The organism is Rhizobacter sp. P3_B12, from assembly GCF_056402895.1.
Window position 1 is genome coordinate 1 of the sequence record NZ_JBFUGN010001606.1, and the last position, 766, is coordinate 766.

General features: G+C 63.4%; 1 protein-coding gene. It reads right to left on the reverse strand.

Annotated elements, in window-relative coordinates; genetic code table 11:
* Positions 1-110 precede the first annotated feature (110 nt).
* On the reverse strand, positions 111-766 hold a 656-nt coding region (locus tag AC1D01_RS37180; protein ID WP_477874893.1), incomplete at its 5' end, for a Bax inhibitor-1/YccA family protein.

Consider the following 766-nt stretch of genomic DNA (forward strand, 5'->3'; position numbering starts at 1 on the left):
GCATGTGGAGAGCATGGCGGTGTTCGAGCGGGGCTGATCGACAGCACCCAAAAGCACCCAAAGCGAAAGGGCCCCGGAGGGCCCTTTTTCTTGCGCGGTCAGCGGACCGCTTATTCGCGGTCGCCGCCGAAGATGCCGAGGATGTTCAGCAGGCTGACGAAGACGTTGTAGACGTCCAGGTAGATCGCGAGCGTCGCGCTCACATAGTTCGTCTCGCCGCCGTCGACCACGCGCTTCAGGTCGTACAGCATGAAGGCCGAGAAGATCACGACCGCGAGGGTCGAGATCGTCAGCGACAGCACCGGCATCTGCAGCCAGATGTTGGCGAGGCTCGCGACGATCAGGCCGATCACGCCGACCATCAGGAACTTGCCCCAGCTGGAGATGTCGCGCTTGATCGTCGTGGCCAGCGTTGCCATCGCGATGAACACCACCGAGGTGCCGCCGAAGGCCATCATGATCAACTGGCCGCCGTTCCGGTAGCTGCCGAGCACGCGCCCGATCGTCAGCGACAGCATCACGCCCATGAAGAACGTGAAGGCCAGCAGCAGCACGACGCCGGTCGGCGAGTTCTTGGTCTTGTCGATCGCGTAGAAGAACGCGAACGCTCCGCCGAGGAACAACACGAAGGTCATGATCGGGCTGGCGCGCGCCACATCGGCGAAGCCGAAGGCCATGCCGGCCCAGGCGCCGATGACGGTCGGCACCATCGACAGTGCCAGCATCCAGTAGGTGTTGCGAAGAACCCGGTTGCGCTGTTCAGCGC